General features: G+C 50.9%; 4 protein-coding genes. All 4 read right to left on the bottom strand.

Going from position 1 to position 4,017, the window contains the following annotated elements; translation table 11 throughout:
- Positions 1-1,074 (bottom strand): hypothetical protein (locus B1757_RS04740; RefSeq protein WP_143484218.1); only part of this gene is annotated, 1,074 nt, incomplete at its 3' end.
- Between the two features lie 649 nt (positions 1,075-1,723).
- On the bottom strand, positions 1,724-1,987 hold the full coding sequence (locus B1757_RS04735; protein ID WP_101537229.1) for a hypothetical protein: 264 nt from the start codon (positions 1,985-1,987) through the stop codon (positions 1,724-1,726).
- A gap of 110 nt (positions 1,988-2,097) precedes the next feature.
- Positions 2,098-2,475: a CZB domain-containing protein gene (locus B1757_RS04730; RefSeq protein WP_101537228.1), complete on the bottom strand. Its 378-nt coding sequence runs from the start codon at positions 2,473-2,475 to the stop codon at positions 2,098-2,100.
- Between the two features lie 35 nt (positions 2,476-2,510).
- Positions 2,511-4,017, bottom strand: a 1,507-nt coding sequence (locus B1757_RS04725; RefSeq protein ID WP_216360822.1) for a hypothetical protein, incomplete at its 5' end; no start/stop codon positions are given.

Here is a 4,017-nt window from a genome sequence, read left to right as displayed (position 1 = left end):
AAAAACAGAGGAATCCCCTAATCGGTCAAAAGGCACGACAAGATGGGTATGGCGCGGATCAACATTGCCCATGGCAGCATGAGGTATGTCTTTACCCTCTTTCTGATCTGGCGCTGGTAAAAATTGCATGGAACTATCGAGAAAGCCTCGCAGCACGTCCAGATCGCAGCCTTCGGGGATGACAGCCCTTTGCAAAAAGTCCATCAATGATGGTGAGTCGATGGCCCTGTTTTCCATCAACAGGTGACACATTTCATACAGCAACGCATGATTGGCCATCACCATCTGCCGCGCCTGTTCCTGATGCTTGAAAAACAGGGCATCAATCAAGTGCTGATTTTCTGAATGGTCATAAATGCTGCGTTGGACTGGATGGTAGAAAACCACCCGACCCGTTGGGGTGACGAGCTTCTGGTTCTGCAAATAAAGATGGGCGGCGTTCATCCATTTTTCGTAATCCTGACCAGCGCCGACTTGCGGCTGTCCTGTCAGAATATGAGCCGCCATATCCCCCATGACCAGCATGAGCATATACCAGTAGTTTTCTGCCGCCGTGTGCGCGATTCTGTCGTTCATCAATGCGTCCAGACGGTTGGAACGATAGAAGCCGAAAACGGGCGCGGCATGGTTATCCTGTATATCCTCAGCATGGGGGTAAGGCGTCGGCACTTCTACGGCAATCGCCATCCATTCCGGTTTTTCGGTATAGATCGCTTCCGCCAGCCAATGTCCGACTTCATGTGCAATCACAATCATGCGGTGCCGGTTAATGATGTTATCCCGGTATCTGGATTGTGGCGATTCTGATGGCGGAATATCGTGAACATCCATCTTCTTCCGAAAAGTGTCCACACTGATTTTCGGGGCATCTTCCATTCCCATTTCATCGCTCATGCCCGCTTGCGCACGAACCACTATGCCCGCAGGCGGGTGTGTCGCGGCTGCGTCTGCATCCGCATTTACATTGGTTTCCTTAAGTTCATTGATTTCCAGCGCTGCCGTTCTTTCCATATCTTCAGCAGAGAAAAAGCGATGCCACCAACGGTTGCGCGTATTATTGGCTATGGGGTCCAATTCAATTCACTCCAAACAAATTATCAAAACGGCGTGTCATCCATACTTTTTGGCAGGTGATGGCACGACACATGGTGGCATCCTTCAAATCGTCCAGCATAGCGTCTGTCAATACCGACTCATCGCGGGCAAACTATTCTATATCGGTAGCCTGCCACACCCACGTAAAATTCGGGTCAACACCACCTTCAACACACGATCTTTAGCGGCCATCACATGGCGTTGTTTCGCCTCATGTCATCTTATGTCATATATCACCCACCATACACATCACATATCGCACATCCCCATGAGGACGGTATGATGACAAAATATTAGTGAACCAAGCCTATATCAGATCGCGTTTTAGTCCGTCATGCACGAATCCATCTTCGATCATGGTTAACCATACGCAAATCAGACCGGCACATCACATAGCAAAATGGATTCGATATGCAACAACACCGAATCCATGATTACATTATATCCATAACACATTGAATCAATCAGTGCTTTTGATAAAGTGTAACGAACCGGCCTGCATCATGCTGGCGTCCGATTCAAAGGTTTCGGACATTTTGGCATTTTGGCATTTTGACAGTACAGCCCATCCGCAAAAGCACAAAAGATGGCACAAAAGCACAATGGATTCGGTATTGCTGCATACCGTTCAAGATGGTGATTCAGATCGCCAGTTGATCTTTTCCAGTTCTTCTTGCTTCACATCTTCCGGCTCATTCGCCAATAGTTTGTCTGGATACGGCATGGCCGGGCCGCCTTCTTTGAACTGCAATCGCTTCGCTACATTGAACGGAAATCCTTTTTTCGGCTTTTTTTTCAAGGTTGACTCAAGCAACTCATCGTCATAGTTGGCCCGCAGCCATTCAAGCTGAAGTTCACCCAAGCGTCCGGTGATTTCCCATTGCTTTGCCATGATAGCGATCCTTTGTGCAACTTGTTGTTTTACATGACTGTCACCAATAATGACAGTCCATTTTTACACCGGTTTCACCGTTTTCACCGTTTTCACCTTTTTTACCTTTTTCACCTTGCTTCGTTCAGATGATGATGTGTTTTTTGATACAACAGCGCATCCAGTTCGAGCAACCTGTTGTTGAGCTTGGTTGAGCGTATCATCATCTGCGTTTCATCGGCTGCGGCAGCCTGTAAACGCGCCGATTCGGCGCTCTCTTTTTCGGTGTCCTCTTTTAAGGCATGTATTTTTTGGATAGCTTGTATGGAATGATGATGAAAGGCGATGTGATGTTCTTCGATCTCTTTCCATAATCGACGCACAGATTGCTGAACGTGCTCCGGTTTGCCTAAAGCCTCGTCTATGATGGACTGTGCGCCTGTACTGTAAAACCATTGTCCGAATTTGCACTCGGTATGATGCTTTCCACAATGCTCAATCTTTGTCATTTGGCTTCCTGCTGGATGCAATAGATGGATCGCTTTCAGGTATTGGGAATGCTGTGCAAGTGCTTGGATGATGCAGCGTCAAATACCGTATAGAGTGCTTTCGTTTCTGGTGGGCAATCAACCTCACGGATCTGCGCCTCCAACTCTTCAATAACCTCGAATCGGTCGTCGGCGCCGTGTCCATGTTTGATAAGGCCTTCTGTCATTTCCACCGCATATTTTATGGACTCTTGACCATATTGGCGGCTGGCTTCCATCATCGCACGGACCACTGATGCACCCCGACCATTCTGGCTCATGTGCGCAAATAACGCGGGGCAGGTCTTCTGGATACGGTCCAGCCATTTCCGGTAAGTCTCGGCGGAGAATGGGGTTTGTACGGGCTTGGTATTGGGACCATTACCTTGCCCGTACAAAGGAATTTGAGGCCCATCGGTGCCCGTTGCAAGCATCTCGTCGGCAAGGGCATGGCGGGTGATTACCCGACCCTTAGCCACAATCCGGCTTGCAGCATGGTCCAGACTGACCATGGCTGCATCATGCCGTTCTCCGTTCACTTGGGCGAGGGTCCGACCGAGTTCGGAAGCATCGGCATGATACTCGGCCACTGCCAGCCCATGCTCATGCAGACCCGCCACTGGCACACCGCCGTATACATGGATAGTCAACTCCGTTTCGGCATTCACCCCGCGCGCCCGGCCAATGGCCTGCACGGTTTCATTTCCGACCTTATCCAGCAACCATGCTCGGATATGGGCATTTTGCGGCAGCGGCAGACGCGACTGCACATCATGGGAACCCTCGCAAACCCAAGCCCCCAGCACATGGTCCTCGGATTCCGGCCAAGTGGGCCATTCATCGGGATTGGCTCCCCCGGCCAATGCCGCCAGACGGTCGGACTGATACAGGTTACGCCATTGGCTTTCCGGTGGAAAAAAAGACCCGACAAGCACCAAATCCTTCCCTGACCAACGGTCGTGCGCCCTGTGATCCGCACCCCAATACCCCACCCTGGGGTCGGATTGTACGCTCTCCGGTAACTGATCATACGCCCGATTATGTACCAGGATATTTGTCTCACCATGAAGCTCAATGAGCGCCGAATACCGGTGCATGGCACGCTCGACCCGCTCCGAGGTAGTCCGCCTGGGGTCCAACTCACCAAGCCCCCAAAACCGCTGCGGATGCCGAATGATATTAACTTGTTGCTTGGCAATCCTATTGATAATTTTGCCACCATTGCCTGACACAATCTCCTTAATGACTTTGGGAGGTGTGGCATCCATCAGGACGGTAGGCTTCCCATCCTTGACACGCTGGATGATGGGATTGGTGGCACTGACCAGCAAAGCCCCCCCATCGACATGGGCGCAACCCTGGTATTGTAAGGATTCCGCCAGAGCAAAGGCCGCCCGCAGGGGTGGGAGTGCGTGTAGTTGCCCACCTCGCCCAAACTCCAACTTCTCCCATGCCGCCAATGAGATGTCCCGTTTGTCCTGCGACTCAATCAAGTCTGATATTGCCGTGACCAATACTGCGTCA

The sequence above is a fragment of the Acidithiobacillus marinus genome, assembly GCF_002847505.1.
GTDB classification, from domain to species: Bacteria; Pseudomonadota; Gammaproteobacteria; order Acidithiobacillales; family Acidithiobacillaceae; genus Acidithiobacillus; species Acidithiobacillus marinus.
Note: the sequence above shows the minus strand (reverse complement) of the source record. Positions and strands in the feature narration are given on the sequence as shown.